Genomic DNA, 17364 nt, shown 5'->3' with positions numbered 1-17364 from the left:
CGATGGCGATGAGTCTCGGCGAGCTGGCAGAGGCCGGCCTGATGGACGCCGGCTGGGCGGCCTCGCTGGCTCCGGTCGGGCCGGACATCGCCGCCGTCGGCGATCGGCTCCGTGCCGAGGTCGCCGCCGGCCGCCACTACCTGCCGGCCGGGGACCGCGTGCTGCGCGCGTTCGTGCGCCCGCGGGACGGCGTCAAGGTGCTCATCGTCGGTCAGGACCCGTATCCGACGCCGGGGCACCCCATCGGCCTGTCGTTCGCGGTCGACCGGCATGTGCGGCCGCTGCCGCGGAGCCTCGCGAACATCTATCGAGAGCTGGACGCCGACCTCGGCATCCCTCCCGCCGTCCACGGCGACCTCTCGAGCTGGAGCGACCAGGGCGTCATGCTGCTCAACCGCGTGCTCACCGTCGCACCCGGTGCCCCCGCATCCCATCGCGGCTGGGGATGGGAGAAGGTGACCGAGCATGCGATCCGCGAGCTCGTGGCCCGCGACCGCCCGCTGGTCGCGATCCTGTGGGGGAGGGATGCGGCGAACCTGCGCCCGCTCCTCGGGGATACGCCGATCATCGAGTCGGCCCACCCGTCGCCGCTCTCGGCCAGCCGGGGTTTCTTCGGCTCGCGGCCGTTCTCGAGAGCGAACGACCTGCTCGCGCAACAGGGTGCCGAACCGGTCGACTGGCGTCTGCGCGACTGACGCGCGGACCGAAGACGGCATAGGATTTCGGCATGCTCGAGGAGGAATACGATAAGCGTCGCGTGCTGCCCCGTCACCTCCGCAAGCAGATCGTCGAGACGCCGTTCGCGTACGCGATCCGGCCGGCCGAGGCCCGCGACATTCCCGACATCCGCGAGATCTACAACTACTACGTGACCAACTCGGTCGTGACGTTCGACGAGAAGAAGTGGAGTCTCGCGCAGTGGCGCGAGAAGTTCGCCCACCTCGCGAAGCTCGGGATGCCGTTCCTCGTCGCCGAGTCGCCCAGCGGCCAGATCCTCGGCTACGCGCTGGTCTCGCCGCTCTCGACGAAGTCGGCGTACCGGTTCAGCGTGGAGAACTCGATCTACCTCGGGCACGCGGCTGCGGGGAAGGGTCTCGGCCGAGCACTCCTCGAGGCACTGATCTCGGCCTCGGAGGCCGCCGGGATCCGCGAGATGGTCGCGATCATCAGCGACAAGGGTGCCGAGGCTTCGATCGCCCTGCACGAGAAGCTCGGCTTCGTCGAGGTGGGGCGGATGGGTCGCGTCGGCTTCAAGTTCGGGCGCTGGCTCGGCACCATCTCCATGCAGAAGCACCTCACCCCCGCGAAGAAGCGCGGGCTGTTCGGGCGGTCGTGATCACCTACGGCCTGGACGCCGTTCCGCGCACCACATCGACGAGATCCCGCCACGGGCCGCTGACGTCGTCGTCGGCGAGTTCGGCGGCATGCTCATCCGGACCGCATCGCGCGTGGATGCGCCAGACGAAACGGTCGGCGCCCCGGGGAGTCGGCTCCCGCGTCGCAGCCTCCCACGGGCAACTCTGAATGAGCGCGATCCACTGCGACTCCTGGTCGGCCGGCGGTGCGGCGCTCCACTCTCGACGCAGGCCCGCGAACCCGCCCGAGCGGGTCACGGTCACCGTGACGGGCGCCCGGGATGCCCCGACGTCCGTGTCAGGCGCGTGGGGTCGTCGATCGGTCATCCTTGAGCACACCGACTCCGACCCACCCGGCGCGGACGGCGGCGGCCTCCTTCGAGGTCTCACCGTACTCCGCGCCGGCCGCCTTCAGGGTGGCGCCCGCGAAGGTCGCGAAATCGGCCGACGACGGAAGGTCGCCCGTGATCGTCCGGTACCAGATGAGGCCTGCGCGCTCCCACGCATGTCCGCCGAGGGCGGTCGCGGTCAGATAGAACGCATGGTTCGGGATGCCGGAGTTGATGTGGACCCCGCCGTTGTCGTCGGTCGTGTGGACGTAATGGTCCATGTGGGCCGGCTGCGGGTCTCGCCCGAGCACGTCGTCGTCGTAGGCGGTGCCGGGCGCCTTGAGCGAGCGGAGGGCCGTGCCCTGCACGGCCGGAGTGAAGATGCCCGCGCCGATGAGCCACGTCGCCGCCTCGACGGTCTGGCTGAGCGCGTACTGCTCCACGAGTACGCCGAACACGTCGGACAGCGACTCGTTCAGCGCTCCGGACTGCCCGGTGTAGTTCAAGCCCCCCTCGTGCTCGGTGACCCCGTGGGTGAGCTCGTGCGCGATCACGGTGAGTGACCCGGTGAAGCCCGTGAAGACCTCGCCGTCGCCGTCGCCGAAGACCATGCGCTCGCCGTTCCAGAACGCGTTGTCGTACTTCTGCCCGTAGTGGACGGTCGCCTCGAGGGCTCCGCCCGCGGCGTCGATCCCGTTGCGCCCGTATGCCTGCGCGTAGAAGTCGAATGTCGCGCCGAGCCCGTCGAACGCCTGGTCGACCGCCTCGTCCGCCGAAGGCGGATCGTCTTCGCCGCGCACGCGAGTGCCCGGCAGCGTCTCGCGCCCCTTCGCGTCGAAGATCGTGCGATCAGGGGCGGGGGCCGCCTCGGCCACGAGGGTGCCCTTGCCCTCGATGGAAAGGCGGAGCCGCGTGCGAGGCGTGCGGTACTCGCGGCCCGCAGCCAGAGTGGTGCGCGCGGCCTCTGCCGCGTGCGCCCACGCCGGCTCCTGCACGCTGGCGATGCGGGCGAGCAGGTACGGGGGAACGATCGCGTGCGTCATGCTCAGAGGCTAGCCCGAGCCTCCGACGACGATCAGGATCGGTCCGGATCGATCGTGGGGATGGACGCCAGCAAGCGACGGGTGTACGCGGCCTGCGGCTCCAGGAGGACCTTCTCGGTCGTGCCCGCCTCCACGACCTGCCCGTCCTTCATGACCACGACCTCGTCACACAGGTTCTGCACGACGCCGATGTCGTGCGACACCATGATCAGGGTCAGGTTCTCGCGTGCGCGGAGCTCCCCGAGCAGTTCGAGGATCTGCGCGCGCACCGTCACGTCGAGGGCCGAGAGCGGCTCGTCGCCCACGAGGAGCCTGGGGCGGTGCACGATGGCGCGTGCGAGGGCGATCCGCTGGCGCTGGCCGCCGGAGAACTCGTGGGGGAAACGGCCGGCCATGTCGGCTCCCAGCCCCACCTCTTCGAGGACGTCGCGCACGCGCGCGCGACGATCCCCCTCGATCCCGAGGGCCCAGAGCGGCTCGCCCACGATGCGTCCCACGCTCATGCGGGGGTCGAGTGATGCGTACGGGTCTTGGAACACGATCCCCGTCTGTCGGCGCAGCCAGTGCAGACGGCGGGCGGAGGCCCCAGCATCCACGGCGCGCCCGTCGAACTCGACGGTTCCTGCCGTGGGCCTGTCCAGAGCCAGCAGCTGACGGATGAGCGTGGACTTGCCCGAACCCGACTCGCCGATGATGCCGACGGCCGAACCGGAGCGGACGTCGATGTCGACGCCGTCCAGAGCGGTCGTGGAGCGCTTCGGCTCGAACAGCGACTGCTTCGGAAGCGGGAATCTGCGGGTCAGGCCCCGGCCGCGCAGGAGGATCTCGGGAGCGGGGATCATGCTTCGCCCCCCGGGCGCCAGAGGGTCGCCGTCGCATCCCGCAGCAGACCCTGCGTGATCGGCGAGGCAGGTGCCGTCAACAGCTGCGCGACGGGTCCGTGTTCGACGACGTGTCCGTCCTCCAGGACGACGCCGTGCGTCGCGATCTGCGACAGCACGGCGAGGTCGTGCGTGATGAAGACGAGGCCCATCCCGTCGACCTCCACGAGGGCGCGGAGCAGATCGAGCACCTCCGCCTGGATCGTGACGTCCAGTGCCGTCGTCGGCTCATCCGCGATCAGAAGCCGCGGCCGGCACGCGAGGGCCATCGCGATGGCGACCCGTTGGCGCTGCCCGCCGGAGAGCTGGTGCGGGTAGCGATCGACGATGCGCTCCGGGTCGGGGAGGGCGACTCGGGATGCCTCGGCGACGGCGCGCGCGAGCGCTTCGCGCCTGCTGACCTTCTCGTGGATCCTGATCGACTCGGCGATCTGGCGGCCCACCGTCCGGATGGGGTTCAGCGCGGTGCGCGGCTCCTGGAAGACGATGCCGATCTCGTCGCCGCGGAGCTTTGCGAGGTCGCGATCGGCCAGGCCGATCAGCTCGAGACCGTTCCATCTGACGCTGCCGCCGGCGGTCGCCCCCTCGGGAAGGAGCCCGAGAATCGCGAGGGCGGTGAGCGATTTGCCCGAGCCTGATTCGCCGATCAGTCCGACGCGGGCACCGTCGGGCACGTCGAACGACACGCCGTCCACGACACGACGACCTGCGATGTCGACGGTGAGATCCCGCACCTCCAAGCTCACGAGACCACCCCCGGGACGTGCCGGATCGAGCCGCGCGGAGGATGGAGGGGATCGCTCCCGCGGGAGAGGGTGGGGTCGGTCGCCTCGCGGAGGGCATCGCCCAGGAGGTTGAGCCCCAGCACCGTGACGGTGATGGTCAGGCCGGGCCACACCACAGACAGCGGATGCACGGTGAGGAACTGCTGGAGGTCCTTGAGCAGCAGGCCCCACGAAGGATCGGTCGGCGGGGCGCCGAATCCGAGGTACGACAGGCCCGCCTCGGCGAGCACGGCGATCGCCATCGCCCACGACAGCTGCACGATGAACACGGGCGCGACGTTGGGCAGCAGGTGGCGCCACAGGTTCTGGGCTGCGGTCAGGCCCGAGGCGCGACCGGCCAGGACGAAATCGCTCTGCAGCACGCGGCGCAGCTCAGGTCGGGTGACGCGGGCGATGTTGACGCCGAACCCGATGCCGACCGCCCAGATCACGACCCACAGGGACCCGCCCCAGATCGACGAGATCATCATCGCGATGATCAGGACGGGGAAGGCGATCAGGATGTCGACGAGCACGGCGACGGATTCGCGCACCCACCGGACGGTGAGAGCGCCCAGCGCCGCCAGCGAGATCCCGATGACGGTCGCGATCACCCCGGCGCCGACCGCCACCACGATCGTCGTGCGCGCGCCCGCCATGAGCAGGCTCAGGATGTCTCGGCCCGACCCATCGGTCCCGAGCACGTTCGGCCAGCCGGGCGCCGCCCAGCGGTTGGCGATGTTCACCTGCCGCGGGTCGAACGGCGTCCACAACAGCGAGACGATCGCGGCGGCGATGACGACGGCGACCACGATCAGGCCGAACCGTCCGGTCGACAGCGACCACAGCCGACGGAGCCAGCCGAACCGCCCTCCCGTCCGCGAGCCGCTACCGGCCTCCGAGCCGGTCGATGAGCTCACGACGCCTCCCGCTGCCGCGGGTCGATGACCCGGTGGAGCAGGTCGACCACGAAGCCGACCACGAGCACGAATCCGGTGAGCAGCAGGAGTTCGCCCTGCACCTTCGGCAGATCCCGCGCGCCCACGTCTGCCACCAGCATCCGTCCGATCCCCGGAAGGGCGAAGAGCTGCTCGATCACGACCGCGCCGACGATGATGCCGGCCACCTGGAGCCCGAGGACGGTGATCACGGAGAGACCGACGTTGGGCAGCCCGTGCCGGATCAGGGCGGCGTTGCGAGTGAGGCCCTTCGCCGCGGCCGTGCGCACGTAGTCCTGTCCGACCGCCTGGAGCGTGGCGCTGCGGACGAACCGCAAGAGCATCGCGCCCTCGACGATGCCGATCGTCAGGGCCGGAAGGATCAGGGACCGGAGGGCGGCGGCCGGATCCTGCCAGCCGCTGCGGGGGAAACCCTGCGCCGGGAGCCAGCCGAGCCACACCGCGAACACGACGACGAGCATCATTCCCGCCCAGACCACGGGGACGGCGGCCATCGTCTGGGCCCCCACGCTCAGCGCCGTGCCATCCGATCGGCCGCGACGCATCGCCGAGAGGACGCCGAGCGGAACGCTGAAGAGCACCGCGACCGCCAGGGCCATGATCCCGAGCGGCAGCGTCACCTGGGCCTTCTGAGCCACCTCCGCGGCAACGCTCGAGCCGGTCAGGAGAGAGGTGCCGAGGTCGCCGCGCAGCACCCCGCCGATCCAATCGACGTACTGCGCGGGCAGCGGTTCGTTCAACCCGAGCTGTTCGCGGATCGCGGCGATCTGCTCCGGCGTGCTGTTGGTTCCCGCGATCAGCTGCGCGATGTCACCGGGCAGCACGCGGAGCGTGAGGAAGATCAGCACGCTGGCCACGAGAAGACCGAGCAGAAGCAGGGCCAGTCGGGTCAGCGCGTAACGGATCACCCGTTGCTCTTGGCCAGTTCGGCGAGGTTGAGTCGCTCGTTGACGTTGACCGACGGCATACCGGTGATGTTAGTCCCGACGGCTACCACCGACGACCCGTTGTAGAGCCAGTCGGCGGCGGCGTCGTCCGAGACGATCTTCGCGGCCTGCGCAAGCAGGTCGGCGGCCTGCGCTTCATCGGTCGCGCCGAGCGACTGCTGATAGAGCGCCTGGACCTCCGGATTGTCGTAGGTGAAGTAGTAGTCCGGGTTCGCCCAGTTCTCGAAGTCACGGGCCTCGGTGTGCAGGACGAAGCTCAGGTCGTAGTTCTTGTTCACGTACACGTCGTTGATCCAGGTGGGAAACTCGACGGCGTTGACCTTGAGGGTGATGCCGACGGCGTCGAGGTCGGAGACGAGGATCTGGGGGATCGTCGTGCCGTAGAAGGACGGGATCGTGAGGGTGAGCGTGATTTCGCTCGCCCCGGCGTCGGCCAGGAGCTTCTTGGCGGCGGCCGGATCGTACGGCGCGACGCCGGTGAGGTCTTCGTACCCGGGGTCGAGCTCGGGGATGGGGCCGTACAGCGTCTGACCCGACCCGAGCGCCTGGATGATCGCGTCGTGATCGATGGCCTGGCGGATCGCCTGCCGTACGCGCTTGTCGCTCAGGGGCGCCTTCGTCGAGTTCATCGCCAGCGTGCCCTTGTCGGTGGATGCCCCCACGACGAGCGAGAAGTTGCCGCCCGCCTCGATCTGGCTCTTGAGGTTCGCGTCGAATCCGGTCACGACGTCGATCTCGCCGGCGAGGGCGCCGTTCAATGCCGCCTGGTTGTCGGGGATGTAGGCGAACACGACCTGCGCGACGGGGGCCTTCGGGCCCCAATAGCCGTCGTACCGCGCGAACGTGATGCTGTCGCCCTGCTTCCAGGCGGTCAGCGAGTACGGGCCGGTGCCGTTCGCGGCGGTCTTGTAGTCGACCGTGTCGTTCTCTTTGAGGATCAGGCCCGCCCGGCCGGTGAGATTCCACAGCAGGCTCGAGTCCGGCTCGCTCAGCGTCAGCGTGATCGTCTGCCCGTCGGCGGCGATCGTGGACACACGCGACAGACGGGCCGAATCGCTCCACGCCGGGGTGTTCTTGCGCGTCGTGAGCGACCAGACGACGTCCTGTGGGGTCAGTGGCTGACCATCCTGGAAGGTCACTCCTTCGCGCAAGGTGAAGGAGTAGGTGAGTCCGTCGGATGAGACCTTCCAATCCGACGCCAGCGAGGGCACGATGTCCTGCTCGGGGGTACGCGCCACCAGTCCCTGGTAGACGTTGTCGATGAGGATCTGGTCCAGCGATGATCCGGCCGTCTGGCGGATGTCGAGGTTGCCCGGTTCGGCGACCAGCCGGATCGTCACGGACGCGGAAGGATCGGGTGTGCCCGATGCCGTCGGCGAGGCGGTGCCGCCCCCCGAGCAGGCCGAAAGGAGCAGGGCGCCCGCGGCGAGCACGGCCGCGGCGGCAAGGGCGGTACGGCGGAACATGGGGGGATCCTTTCGCAGGGCCGCGGAATCGCGGTTCGGGCCGCGATGCCGCATCGTGATGGTGAGTCACGATGGTGAGCCACGATGGTGCACCACGATGCCGGCGAGTTCGACGACTCGGGTGCGATAGACAAGCCTAAGGTCGCCGCGACGGGGGAGCGGTCCGCGTTACCCCGAACGACGCCGAAGCGTTAGGCGCTCGGCACCTGTGCGCGAAGGCGCCGGCCGAGCGCCACCGGCTGTTCCTCCTGCACGTTGTGACCCGATGCCATCACTTCGACGGATGCTGCCGGCACGCGCCGCGCGAACTCTTCGGCGTCCGCCGCGGTGACGTATCCGCGGTCGCCCCTGATGAGCGTGATCGGCGCGGTCACACCCGCGAGATCCTCCCAGCCGGACTCGCCCAGGACGGCCGTGACGGCGTCGGGCGCGGCGGGGACCTGATCGGACGGAGCATCGGCCATCGCGGCGGCGAGGTGTGCGAAGTGGTGCTTCCACTCGACGCGCCCATCGGATCGCACACGCGAGTTGAGGTAGACCCCCCGCTCCGCCGCCGCACGCGTTCCTCCGAGCCCGAAGGCCAGGGCCCGATCGACGAGCTCGTCGCGCGAGGCCCAGTCCGTCGGGCCCGCGAAGAACTCGCGGATCTGCGTCGGCCCCGCATCGGGATCGACGCCCGGCGTGATGTCGATCACCACCAGTTCGGCGACCAGGTCGGGGCGCGATGCGGCCACGGCGGCGGCGGTGAGGCCGCCGAGCGACTGACCGACCAGGAGCTGCGGAGTATCCGTCCACTCCTGGATCGCGGCCACCACGTCCGGCGCGAGCACGCGCGCCGTATAGGCGGCGTCGTCGCGCCACGACGAGTCGCCGTGACCGGCGAGGTCGATCGCAAGGGCGGGCAGGCCGAGCGCGAGGACCGTCGTGTCCCACGTGTGGGCGTTCAGCCCCGCACCGTGCAGGAGAGTGACCACCGGTGCCGGGTCGGTGGTGCCGGCCGGGGTGGAGCGGAGCGCGCTGAGTGCGCGTCCGTCGGGAAGCGTCAGGGTCAGACGCTCCGCGTGCGGGAGCGGCCCTTCGATCCCGGCGTCGGCGGCCTGCGCCGCGCGGAATGAGAATTCGTCGAACGTTGTGTCGGTCACGGATCCATTCTGTCGTCACGCCGCCGGCCCGGGCTCTTACCTCGTGCGCTGGCTAGGCTGGGCGCATGACCGATGAACGTCGTGTGCATCTCTCGCGCTCCGCACCGGAGGCGTACAAGGCCCTCGAGGCGTTCTCCAAGACGGTCGGCGCGCTCGCCGCGTCCCACGGGATCGACGACCGGCTCAAAGAGCTGATCCAGATCCACGCATCGCAGCTCAACGGCTGCGCGTACTGCGTCCGCGTTCATGTCGACCGGGCGGTCGCCGCGGGCCTCGGTGTCGACGAGATCGCGCAGCTGGCCACGTGGCGCGAGTCGGGCGTATTCAGCGAGCGCGAGCGGGCGGCGCTGGAGCTCGCCGAGGCCTTCACATTCATCCACGACGACGGCATCCCCGACGAGGTGTACGACCATGTGGGCGGCATCTTGAGCGAAGAGGAGTACGTCGCGCTCAGCTGGATCCTCATCTCGATCAACGCGTTCAACCGGGTGGCGATCGCGGGCCGGTACCCGGTTCCGCCGCGCCCGTCCGCATGACTGCCGGCTCGCTCGTCTCCGGCGCATACAACTTCCGCGATGTCGGCGGGCTTCCGGCCGGAAGCGGGCGCACCCGGTCGGGCGTCCTCTATCGCTCCGGCAATCTCGCCCGGCTCGACGACGCGGGGGTCGCGACGATGCGCGAGCTCGGCATCCGGAGCATCGTCGATCTGCGCGACGACGACGAAGTCGCGAACGCTCCGAGCCTCGTCGACGGGCTTGCCGTGACCACCGCGCGCGTGCCGCTGGTCCTGGGATCGATCGGATCGTTCTTCGAGAGGGACGCCTCGCTCGCCGACTTCTACCGGGAGCTCGTCGACGAATGCTCCGCCCAGGTGATCGCCGTCGTCCGGGGCATCCTCGTCGAGCAGCCCGTCCTGGTGCACTGCACGGTCGGCAAGGACCGCACCGGTGTCACCGTCGCCCTCGCGCTCGCCGCCGCGGGAGTCGACGAAGAGTCGGTGGTCGCGGACTATGCGCGCAGCGAAGCGCTGCTGCCCCCGTCGCGCAATGAGATGGTGGTCGCGAAGATCCGGGCGCGCCATCCTGACGCGGTGCATCTCGAGGAGCTCGCGACGCGGTCGCCGGCGCCCGTCATGCGCGGCCTGCTGGCCGATCTCACCGACAGGTACGGTTCGCCCGCCGAGTATCTCCGCGCGCACGGCCTCCGCGACGAGGAGCTCGCCGAGCTGCGCCGGGTGCTGATCGCCGTCGACTGAGGTCCAACGCACAGGTTAGGCAACCCTTGGTGAGGGTATACTGACTTCGTCATGACCACCTCCTCTCCGCTCGCCTCTACCGAGCACAACGCCAGCGTGTGCCGGGCGTCGCGTCATACCCGCGTACAGCACCTGATCACCGCAGACGAGACCTCGCTCGCCGACCTCGAGGTGCTCCTGGCGACCCTGCCGATGTGTTCGACGGGCCGCGTCTTCATCGAGATTCCGGATGCCTCGTGGCAGGCCGAGCTCGACATCCCGGCACGCATGACCGTGACCTGGCTGGATCGCTCGACGCGGTCGGGCGCCCCCGGCACCGGCCGGGGCTGCATGCCGGGCGAGGCGCTCGCTCGCGCGGTCACCGCATGGTCGGACGAGATGCTCTGCGGCGACGCGAGCCACACGCCCGGGGCGGCCCCCGGGGCGGCGACGCGCATCTTCCTCCTCGGCGGGTATCTCGGCACCGCCGACATCGTCGACCACCTCACCGACTCGCTCGGTATCGCGGCGGAGGGCATCCACACCCCCGAACGGTTCGGCCTGTCGACCGCGCGCTGAGCGGCCTTCCCACTACTCTCAGGGCCATGAGTGCCCCCCTCACCTCCGTCGAGACTCCTCGCCTCGTCGACCCGCGCGACCTGCGGCTTCCCACCTGGATCTTCGTCTGGCTGACGATCTCGGCCCTGATCCAGACCTACGACGCCTGCTACGTCCTCCTCGGACCGCTTTCGCACGCCGGCGGGCCACTGGCCGGATTCTGGCCCGGTCACGTCTTCTACTCGAGCTTCGACCACCGCTACGCAGGCTTCGACGCCTTCGGCAGCGCGCAGAGCTGGGCGAATCTGCTCGAGGTCATCGTGATCGTCTGGGCGCTGACGAGGGCGAGGCGCTACTCGGGTGTCGTGCTCGCCCTGATCGTCTCGGTCGCGACCTTCTGGAAGACGGTGATCTACTTCCTCGTGGAGGCCTCGAGCGGGCTCGAGATGACGCGTCAGTCGCTCGAGAGCGGCAACCTCGTCGGGTTCCTGATGGTCGCGATCCTGCCCAACCTGATCTGGATCGTCCTTCCGCTCGCGGTCGTGATCGCGCTCGGCCGGCAGGTGCACAGGGTCGGGACGGCTCAGGCTCCGCGCGGGACGTAGTTGCCGTCGGCCAGACCCGCCTCGATCTCGAACCTGTTGCGCAATGCATCCCGGCCGGCGAGACGGTAGAGCACCGGCATGAGGAATCCGTAGCGGCGCCACTGGCGCATGTGCGTCGCCTCATGCCTGAGGAGCGCGTCGGTGATCGATGCGTCACCGGTGAGGAAGCATCCTCCCGCGCACACCCCGCCGCGGGGGAACGCCCAGCCCGGCATCCCGCGGAACACCCACATGCCTGCGCGCCTCTCGATCCGGCCCGTGCTCCAGATCGACCCCCACACCCAGCCGACGGCGGTGCCGTACCAGTAGCCCACGAGACTGATCCGCGAGTCGAGCAGGAATCCGGGGATGAAGCGGTCGATTCGCTGCCCGCGTTCCACGGCGCGCTGCGCGACCTCGCGCCAATCGGCGGGGGGCGTCGGTATCTGGCTCATGCGAGCGCCCCCACGACGCGCAGGAGCGCGCCGAGGTCATCCTCCGCCGACGCGGCCGACGCGGGCGAGTATCCCGCCAGCGAGGAGCCGACCAGGGGGAGGGCGGCGCGGACGCGGGCGATGGATGCGGTGAGCTCGGCGACCGTGAGGCCGAACGGCTCAGGGTGCGCGTTGCCTGCCAGCTCGGCGGGGTCCAGGACATCCACATCGACGTGCACGTAGACGGCATCCGCTCCCGTTGCGCGCACCGCCGCGGCCAGCGCGTCGGGGTCGCGCAGGTCGTCGACACCGACGGTCGTGATGCCCGCCCGCTCGATCGCCTCGAGTTCGGCGTCGTCGAACGACCGCGCGCCGGCGATCACGACACGGGATGCCGGGACCGCCCCCGGCGCCAGCGACAGACGGGGTTCGCCCTCGCCGACGATGGCGCGCAGCACCATGCCGGCGAACGCTCCTGAAGGGGTCGCGTCGGGGGAGTTGAAGTCGGGATGCGCGTCGAACCACACCACCGCGACGGAGGAATCGCCGCCGACCACGTGCTCGACGGCGTGGTCAACGGCGGCGAGCGCGACGCCGCAGTCGCCGCCGACGGTGAGCACGGGCTCGGTACGGCCTGTCAGAGCTTCAGCGATGTGGTCGCGGATGCGCACGAGCGAGCTCAGCCGGTGGACCCCCGTACCCAGCGACTCGCCCGCCTCGGCGGGGATCTCGAGCAGCGTCGTCGCCGAACGCGGCAGGTCGCCGGCGATCGCCATCGCGCCGTCGATGAGCTGCATCGCCCGAGACGACGGGCTGCCCTGCCACTGGGGGACCACGAGGTAACGCGTCATGCCCCCTATCTTGGCCCAGCATCTCCGCGCGCGCCCCGAGGCACGTGCGGGGCTCCACGGCGAAGGGCGCCGCACCCGTGAGGATGCGACGCCCTTCGCTGCGATCGTGCTCTACGGCGTGTACGGCGCCCCGGGTGCATCGATGGCGACCTGCGGCGTGGTCGAGCCGCTCTTGAGCGCGGCCAGGCGCGCCTCGACCTCGGTCAGCTCGCCGAGATCCTCGAGGCTGTTGAACTGCGCATCCAGGCTCGACGCGGCCAGCTCCTGCTTTCCGGCGGCGAGGGCCTCCTGGCGACGGATCTTGTCTTCGAACCTGCCGAGCTCGCTCGTCGGGTCCATGACGTCGATCGACTTCACGGCGTCGACGACCTTGTTCTGCGCTTCGGCGGTCTTGGCCCGCGCGAGCAGTTCGGCCCGCTTGGACTTCAGCTGCTCGAGCTTGACCTTCATTCCGTTCAGGCCGTCCTTGAGCTGGTCGACGACCTGGGTCTGGGCGGCGATCTGCGGGGCGGTGGCCTTGGCCTGGTTCTCTTCGCTGATCTGACGCTGCAGCGCGATCTTGGCGAGGTTGTCGAACTTGTCGGCATCGGCGGTGCTGCCGGCCCTGCGCAGTTCGTCTGCCTTGCGGCTGGCGGCGATGGCCTTGTTGCCCCATTCCGCCGCCGCCTGCACATCTTCGGCGTTGTCGCGTTCGAGCAGGCGGAGGTTGCCGATCGTCTCGGCGATCGCGGATTCGGCATCGGCGATGTTGTTCGTGAAGTCGCGGACGAGCTGGTCGAGCATCTTCTCCGGGTCCTCCGCGGAGTCGAGCATCGCGTTGATGTTCGCCTTCATGAGGGTCGAGATGCGGCCGAAGATGGATTGCTTTGCCATCGTGGTTCCTTCCTATCGAGAGGGGTGTGACGTCGTCAGGGATGTTGTGTGCAGGTGCGGGTCGGCGGGCGTCAGAATCGTCCTCCTCCGCGCCGGCCGCGGGTGCCCCCGCCGCCGAAGCTCCCGGGGCTGAGGCGTCCGCCGCCACCGGAGCGGGATCCGCCGCCGAGCATGCCGCCCAGCGAACCGCCCGACGACCGCCCCCCGCCGCCCAGCATCGAGTTGATGACGATCCCGCCGAGCACGGCTCCGAGCATCCCGCCGCCGTTCGATCCGCCGCCGAGCATGCCGCCCGCACCGGGGTTCTGGAACGACCCGACGTCAGTCTGCGCGTACTGGATGGCCTGGCCGGCCAGCTGGTTCGCCCGCTGCGCCTGCTGCAGCGCCTGCGTGGGGTCGGACGCCTGCAGCTGCTGCGCCTGCACGAGGGATGCCCCGGCCTCCGCGAGACGGGTCCTGGCCTCTGCGCCGACCGCGCCGCGGCGGGCGGTGATGTAGTCCTCGGCCGCGGAGACCTGCGCCTGCGCCTGCATGATCGTCTGGCCGAGCATCTGCTGAGTGCGCTGGGCCTGGGCCGCAGCATCCCGCACACCCTGCACGACCCCGTCGATCTGGGCGTTCGCGGCCTCGAGCGCCCGCAGGATCGCGAGCGGTCGCTTGGCCGTGGAGGCAAGACCCGCCTTGGCGGCATCCACCTGCGCGCGTGTGGACGCGATCGTGGCAGCCACCCGGCCGTCGGGGTCGGGGAGCGCCGCGGCCGCTGCCATGTCGCCCTCCAGCTCCGCGATCAGCGCGGTGGCGCTGCGCTCGCCCTCTTCGAGATCGGCGCCGAGCTTGTCGACCGCCTGCTCCAGAAGCCCGGCTTGAGCAACGGATTCTTCCGCGGCACGGATGCTGACCGCCGCCGCTCCGCCGTCACCCGCGGTGATCGCCGTCTGCGCCTGGGCGAGCTGGGCGTCGGCGAAGGCGATGCGCTCGCGTGCCTGCGCGGGATTGTCTGCGACGGTCGAGAGGGCTTCAGGGGCATAGCGGGTCGACAGCTCGGCCAGACGTGCGTCCGCGGCGTCCAGCGCCGCGGACACGGTGACACGCTGCTGCTGCACCTGGGCGAGCGCCTGAGGTGCGTTCTTCTCCAGTTGGCGCAGCTCGTCGAACGCCGCGGCCTTCTCGTCGAGCCCGGCGTTGGCCTGCTCGCACAGCTGCAGGATCTGGACGTTCCACGCGCGCGTCTGCTCTTCGGTGTCCGGCACCGAGTCGTCGAGCTGCTGCTTGAGTGTGAACGCGTGGTTGAGGCTCTCTTTGGCTGCGGCCAGAGCCTGCGCGAAGTCGGCGGCCGCGGCATCCCCGAACTGGGCGCTCGCGAAGCCGAGCTCCTGCTCACTGGTCTTGACCGCGTCGTCGGTGTCGACGAGCGCGGAAGAGGCGCGGCGGGCGAGCTCGGCGGTGTCGAGCTGGTCGAGGGGGGAGCCCGGTCCGTCACCCGAGCGGACCGCGCCCGGCGCCTTGCGGCGCCGTCGGATGATCAGCCAGATGATGACAGCGGCGATGACGACGACGGCGATGACGACCACGATGGCCACGGGGAAGCCGCCCCCCGAACCTCCGGACCCGCCCAGGGCCGATTGAAAGCCGTCGGCGGCGGTCATGGCCGCCCCCGCGTAGTCGCCGGAGGTGAGTGCGGGCTTGATCGCCGCCTCGACATCAGCCAGCTGCTGGTCGCTCATCGGGCCCGCGCCGTCGGAGGAGATGTAGTACTGACGGCCGTCGACGGCGACCGCGAGGATGTACTGGGTCACGCCCAAGCCGTTGCTCTGCGCCACCTGATCGGCCCACTGCTGCCTGTCGGCCGGATTCGTGAAGGCGTCCACGTAGACGACGTACAGGTCGACGCCCGTGGAGGAGTACAGATCGGACATGCGCTGCTGGACCGACGCCTCCTGAGACGGGTCGAGCACGCCCGCCTGATCGAGGACGTAGCCGGATCCGAGCTGCACGGGATCGGTCGCCCACACCGCGGTCGGCGCAGCCATCAGCCCCACCGCGAGAGCCGCCGCGACCGCCATCCCCCATCGCGTGCGCATCGAACCCCTTCTCGGCGCAGAGAATCCTGCCCCCGTCCGAGTCTATTCACGCCGTCGCCTGCGGGCATAGGGCGAGGACATGTCGTGCACTTCCTGGCCGCCGCGCCCGGTGCGGCGGGTCGCCGCGGAGCGCGCCCGGCCTGCGCCTACGCTGGCCGTCCGGGAGGACACATGGACGATCGATACGGCACCGACGTGCTCGCCGCCGGATGGCGCGAGGCGCGCCGGCGCGAGATTCCCCGCGTGGAGGCGTCGCGCGGCACGGTCGTCGAGGTCGCGGACGACGGATTCTGCGGCGCGGTCATGGGGCTCACCTCGGGCCTGGTCGAGCTCGAGGACAGGGTCGGCCGCCGACGTCTGTTCCCCCTCGGACCGGGGTACCTCGTCGACGGGGCCGACGTCGTGCTCGTTGCACCCGCCGCCCCGACCGTCCGCGCGGCCCCAGCGCGCACGGCGTCGGGGTCGTTCGCTCCCGTGGAGGAGCGCGCGAGGGTCGCCAGGGCGAGCCGCATCTGGGTCGAGGGCAAGCACGATGCCGAGCTCATCGAGAAGGTGTGGGGCGACGACCTCCGCGCCGAAGGCGTGGTCGTCGAGTTCCTGCAGGGTGTCGACGTGCTGGGCGCCGCGCTCGCCGAAGATCCTCCGTCGGCGGAGCGCCGGTACGGCGTGCTCGTCGACCACCTCGTGCCCGGCTCGAAGGAGACCAGGATCGCGCAGGCCGTCGCCGCCGGCCCCCACGGCCGGTTCGTGCGCATCGTCGGACACCCGTACATCGACGTCTGGCAGTGCGTGACGCCGAAAGCCGTGGGGATCGCGCGCTGGCCCGAGGTTCCTCGCGGCATCGAGTTCAAGGCAGGGGTGTGCCGGGCGCTCGGCTGGCCGTCGCAGACGCCCGCCGATCTGGCGCGGGCGTGGCAGCGGATCCTCGGGTCGGTGTCGTCGTACCGCGATCTCGAGCCCGCGCTGCTGGGCAGGGTGGAAGAGCTCATCGACTTCGTCACCTGACCGGCACCGTCACCTGACCGGCACCGTCACCTGACCGGCACCGTCACCCGGTCGGCGCCCTTCCGTGTCGTGCGCCGTCGGTAGCCTGGGGTGGTGTCAGAACCGCGTCCCTTCCGTGACCGCCCCGTGTCGTTCGTCCGCCGGAGCGGCCGCATGACCGACGGGCAGGAGCGGGCGTGGGCAGACCTGTCGGACCGCTACGTGCTGGATGTGCCGAGGGATGCGGCGGTGACGAGCATCGCGCCCGGCGCCGCGATCGAACCGGTGGAGGTCTGGGGGCGACGCGCGCGACTCATCGCCGAGATCGGCTCGGGCCAGGGCCACGCGATCGTGCACGCCTCCTCGTCGCGTCCGGACGAGGATTTCCTCGCGATCGAGGTCTTCACCGCGGGCCTGGCCCGGACGATGCTCGAAGCCGACCGCGCGGAAGTGCGCAATCTCCGCCTCGTCGAGGCGAACGCGCCCGAAGTGCTGCAGCACCTGCTGCCACCGGCATCCCTCGACGAGCTGTGGGTGTTCTTCCCCGATCCGTGGCATAAGAACAAGCACAACAAGCGCCGCTTGGTGACGGCGGAGTTCGCCGCGCTGGCCGCGCGGAGCCTCACCGACGGGGGAGTGCTGCGCCTGGCCACCGACTGGGAGGACTACGCGAGGCAGATGCGCGACGTGCTCGACGGTGCCTGCGGATTCACGAGGGCTTTCGAGGGCGAGTGGGCGCCGCGTTTCGAGGGGCGGATCCTCACGGCGTTCGAGCACAAGGGAGAGCGGGCGGGTCGCAGCATCCGAGACCTGACCTATCGACGGATCCCCGAGTGACCGAGCCCCTCGAGCGGCAGACCGGCACGGCATCGCGGGATC

Annotated in this window: 20 protein-coding genes; 8 read left to right on the top strand and 12 right to left on the bottom strand. The window is 70.2% G+C overall.

Translation table 11 applies throughout. The features are described 5' to 3' along the window. Window positions 1–2 precede the first annotated feature (2 nt). Window positions 3–695 carry a uracil-DNA glycosylase gene (locus F6B43_RS06080; protein ID WP_150447940.1) on the top strand — a complete coding sequence of 231 codons (693 nt, stop codon included), beginning with the start codon at window positions 3–5 and terminating at the stop codon, window positions 693–695. Window positions 696–727: 32 nt separating this feature from the next. Then, window positions 728–1336: a GNAT family N-acetyltransferase gene (locus F6B43_RS06075; protein WP_150447939.1), complete on the top strand. Its 609-nt coding sequence runs from the start codon at window positions 728–730 to the stop codon at window positions 1334–1336. A 4-nt stretch (window positions 1337–1340) separates the two neighbouring features. On the opposite strand, the gene F6B43_RS06070 is transcribed toward F6B43_RS06075, so the two are convergent. From F6B43_RS06070 to F6B43_RS06035, 8 genes are all read right to left on the bottom strand, one after another. After that, complete coding sequence (locus F6B43_RS06070) at window positions 1341–1682, bottom strand: protealysin inhibitor emfourin (protein ID WP_246159814.1); 342 nt, start codon at window positions 1680–1682, stop codon at window positions 1341–1343. Beyond that, entirely contained in the window at window positions 1654–2727 is a 1074-nt protein-coding gene (locus F6B43_RS06065) for a M4 family metallopeptidase (protein WP_150447938.1), read from the bottom strand. Before F6B43_RS06065 ends, F6B43_RS06070 begins: the two co-directional genes overlap by 29 nt. A gap of 32 nt (window positions 2728–2759) precedes the next feature. Beyond that, window positions 2760–3569, bottom strand: coding sequence for an ABC transporter ATP-binding protein (locus tag F6B43_RS06060; RefSeq protein ID WP_150447937.1), 810 nt, complete (start codon window positions 3567–3569; stop codon window positions 2760–2762). Then, window positions 3566–4354 (bottom strand): ATP-binding cassette domain-containing protein, encoded by a 789-nt coding sequence (locus F6B43_RS06055; RefSeq protein WP_150447936.1) that lies wholly within the window; start codon window positions 4352–4354, stop codon window positions 3566–3568. The genes F6B43_RS06060 and F6B43_RS06055 overlap by 4 nt, the downstream gene beginning before the upstream one ends. Then, a complete protein-coding gene (locus F6B43_RS06050; protein ID WP_150447935.1) occupies window positions 4351–5292 on the bottom strand; it encodes an ABC transporter permease in 942 nt (313 codons plus the stop codon). Before F6B43_RS06050 ends, F6B43_RS06055 begins: the two co-directional genes overlap by 4 nt. Further along, window positions 5289–6239 carry an ABC transporter permease gene (locus F6B43_RS06045; protein WP_150447934.1) on the bottom strand — a complete coding sequence of 317 codons (951 nt, stop codon included), beginning with the start codon at window positions 6237–6239 and terminating at the stop codon, window positions 5289–5291. The genes F6B43_RS06050 and F6B43_RS06045 overlap by 4 nt, the downstream gene beginning before the upstream one ends. After that, window positions 6236–7744 (bottom strand): ABC transporter substrate-binding protein, encoded by a 1509-nt coding sequence (locus F6B43_RS06040; RefSeq protein ID WP_150447933.1) that lies wholly within the window; start codon window positions 7742–7744, stop codon window positions 6236–6238. The genes F6B43_RS06045 and F6B43_RS06040 overlap by 4 nt, the downstream gene beginning before the upstream one ends. A 191-nt stretch (window positions 7745–7935) precedes the next feature. Beyond that, entirely contained in the window at window positions 7936–8886 is a 951-nt protein-coding gene (locus F6B43_RS06035; RefSeq protein ID WP_150447932.1) for an alpha/beta fold hydrolase, read from the bottom strand. Window positions 8887–8951: 65 nt separating this feature from the next. Between F6B43_RS06035 and F6B43_RS06030 the strand changes: the two genes are divergently transcribed. The 4 genes from F6B43_RS06030 to F6B43_RS06015 are packed head-to-tail and all read left to right on the top strand — an operon-like array spanning window position 8952 to window position 11283. Continuing rightward, entirely contained in the window at window positions 8952–9422 is a 471-nt protein-coding gene (locus tag F6B43_RS06030; RefSeq protein WP_150447931.1) for a carboxymuconolactone decarboxylase family protein, read from the top strand. Next, complete coding sequence (locus tag F6B43_RS06025) at window positions 9419–10141, top strand: tyrosine-protein phosphatase (protein WP_150447930.1); 723 nt, start codon at window positions 9419–9421, stop codon at window positions 10139–10141. Before F6B43_RS06030 ends, F6B43_RS06025 begins: the two co-directional genes overlap by 4 nt. Window positions 10142–10192: 51 nt before the next feature. After that, window positions 10193–10699: an SIP domain-containing protein gene (locus F6B43_RS06020; protein ID WP_150447929.1), complete on the top strand. Its 507-nt coding sequence runs from the start codon at window positions 10193–10195 to the stop codon at window positions 10697–10699. Between the two features lie 26 nt (window positions 10700–10725). Then, window positions 10726–11283 carry a G protein-coupled receptor family protein gene (locus F6B43_RS06015; RefSeq protein ID WP_150447928.1) on the top strand — a complete coding sequence of 186 codons (558 nt, stop codon included), beginning with the start codon at window positions 10726–10728 and terminating at the stop codon, window positions 11281–11283. Here the strand turns inward: F6B43_RS06015 and F6B43_RS06010 are convergent. The 4 genes from F6B43_RS06010 to F6B43_RS05995 form a co-directional block, all read right to left on the bottom strand. Continuing rightward, window positions 11262–11717: a Fe-S oxidoreductase gene (locus tag F6B43_RS06010; protein ID WP_150447927.1), complete on the bottom strand. Its 456-nt coding sequence runs from the start codon at window positions 11715–11717 to the stop codon at window positions 11262–11264. The two genes, F6B43_RS06015 and F6B43_RS06010, sit on opposite strands and share 22 nt — an antisense overlap. Next, window positions 11714–12547: an arginase family protein gene (locus F6B43_RS06005; RefSeq protein WP_150447926.1), complete on the bottom strand. Its 834-nt coding sequence runs from the start codon at window positions 12545–12547 to the stop codon at window positions 11714–11716. The genes F6B43_RS06010 and F6B43_RS06005 overlap by 4 nt, the downstream gene beginning before the upstream one ends. Before the next feature lie 111 nt (window positions 12548–12658). Next, window positions 12659–13420, bottom strand: a complete 762-nt coding sequence (locus F6B43_RS06000; RefSeq protein WP_150447925.1) for a PspA/IM30 family protein — start codon at window positions 13418–13420, stop codon at window positions 12659–12661. 71 nt (window positions 13421–13491) lie between these two features. After that, a complete protein-coding gene (locus F6B43_RS05995) occupies window positions 13492–15501 on the bottom strand; it encodes a TPM domain-containing protein (RefSeq protein WP_150447924.1) in 2010 nt (669 codons plus the stop codon). A gap of 171 nt (window positions 15502–15672) precedes the next feature. On the opposite strand from F6B43_RS05995, the gene F6B43_RS05990 reads away from it, so the two are divergent. Continuing rightward, the gene (locus tag F6B43_RS05990) at window positions 15673–16506 is read left to right on the top strand and encodes a DUF3097 domain-containing protein (protein ID WP_150447923.1); all 834 of its coding nucleotides are present in this window, start codon (window positions 15673–15675) and stop codon (window positions 16504–16506) included. A gap of 153 nt (window positions 16507–16659) precedes the next feature. Next, window positions 16660–17322 (top strand): tRNA (guanosine(46)-N7)-methyltransferase TrmB, encoded by a 663-nt coding sequence (gene trmB, locus F6B43_RS05985; RefSeq protein WP_246159872.1) that lies wholly within the window; start codon window positions 16660–16662, stop codon window positions 17320–17322. The last annotated feature ends 42 nt before the right edge of the window (window positions 17323–17364 follow it).

The sequence above is a fragment of the Microbacterium rhizomatis genome, from assembly GCF_008710745.1.
Lineage (GTDB): Bacteria > Actinomycetota > Actinomycetes > Actinomycetales > Microbacteriaceae > Microbacterium > Microbacterium rhizomatis.
The sequence above is the reverse complement of the archived record's forward strand: the minus strand, read 5'-3'. Positions and strand labels throughout refer to the sequence as shown.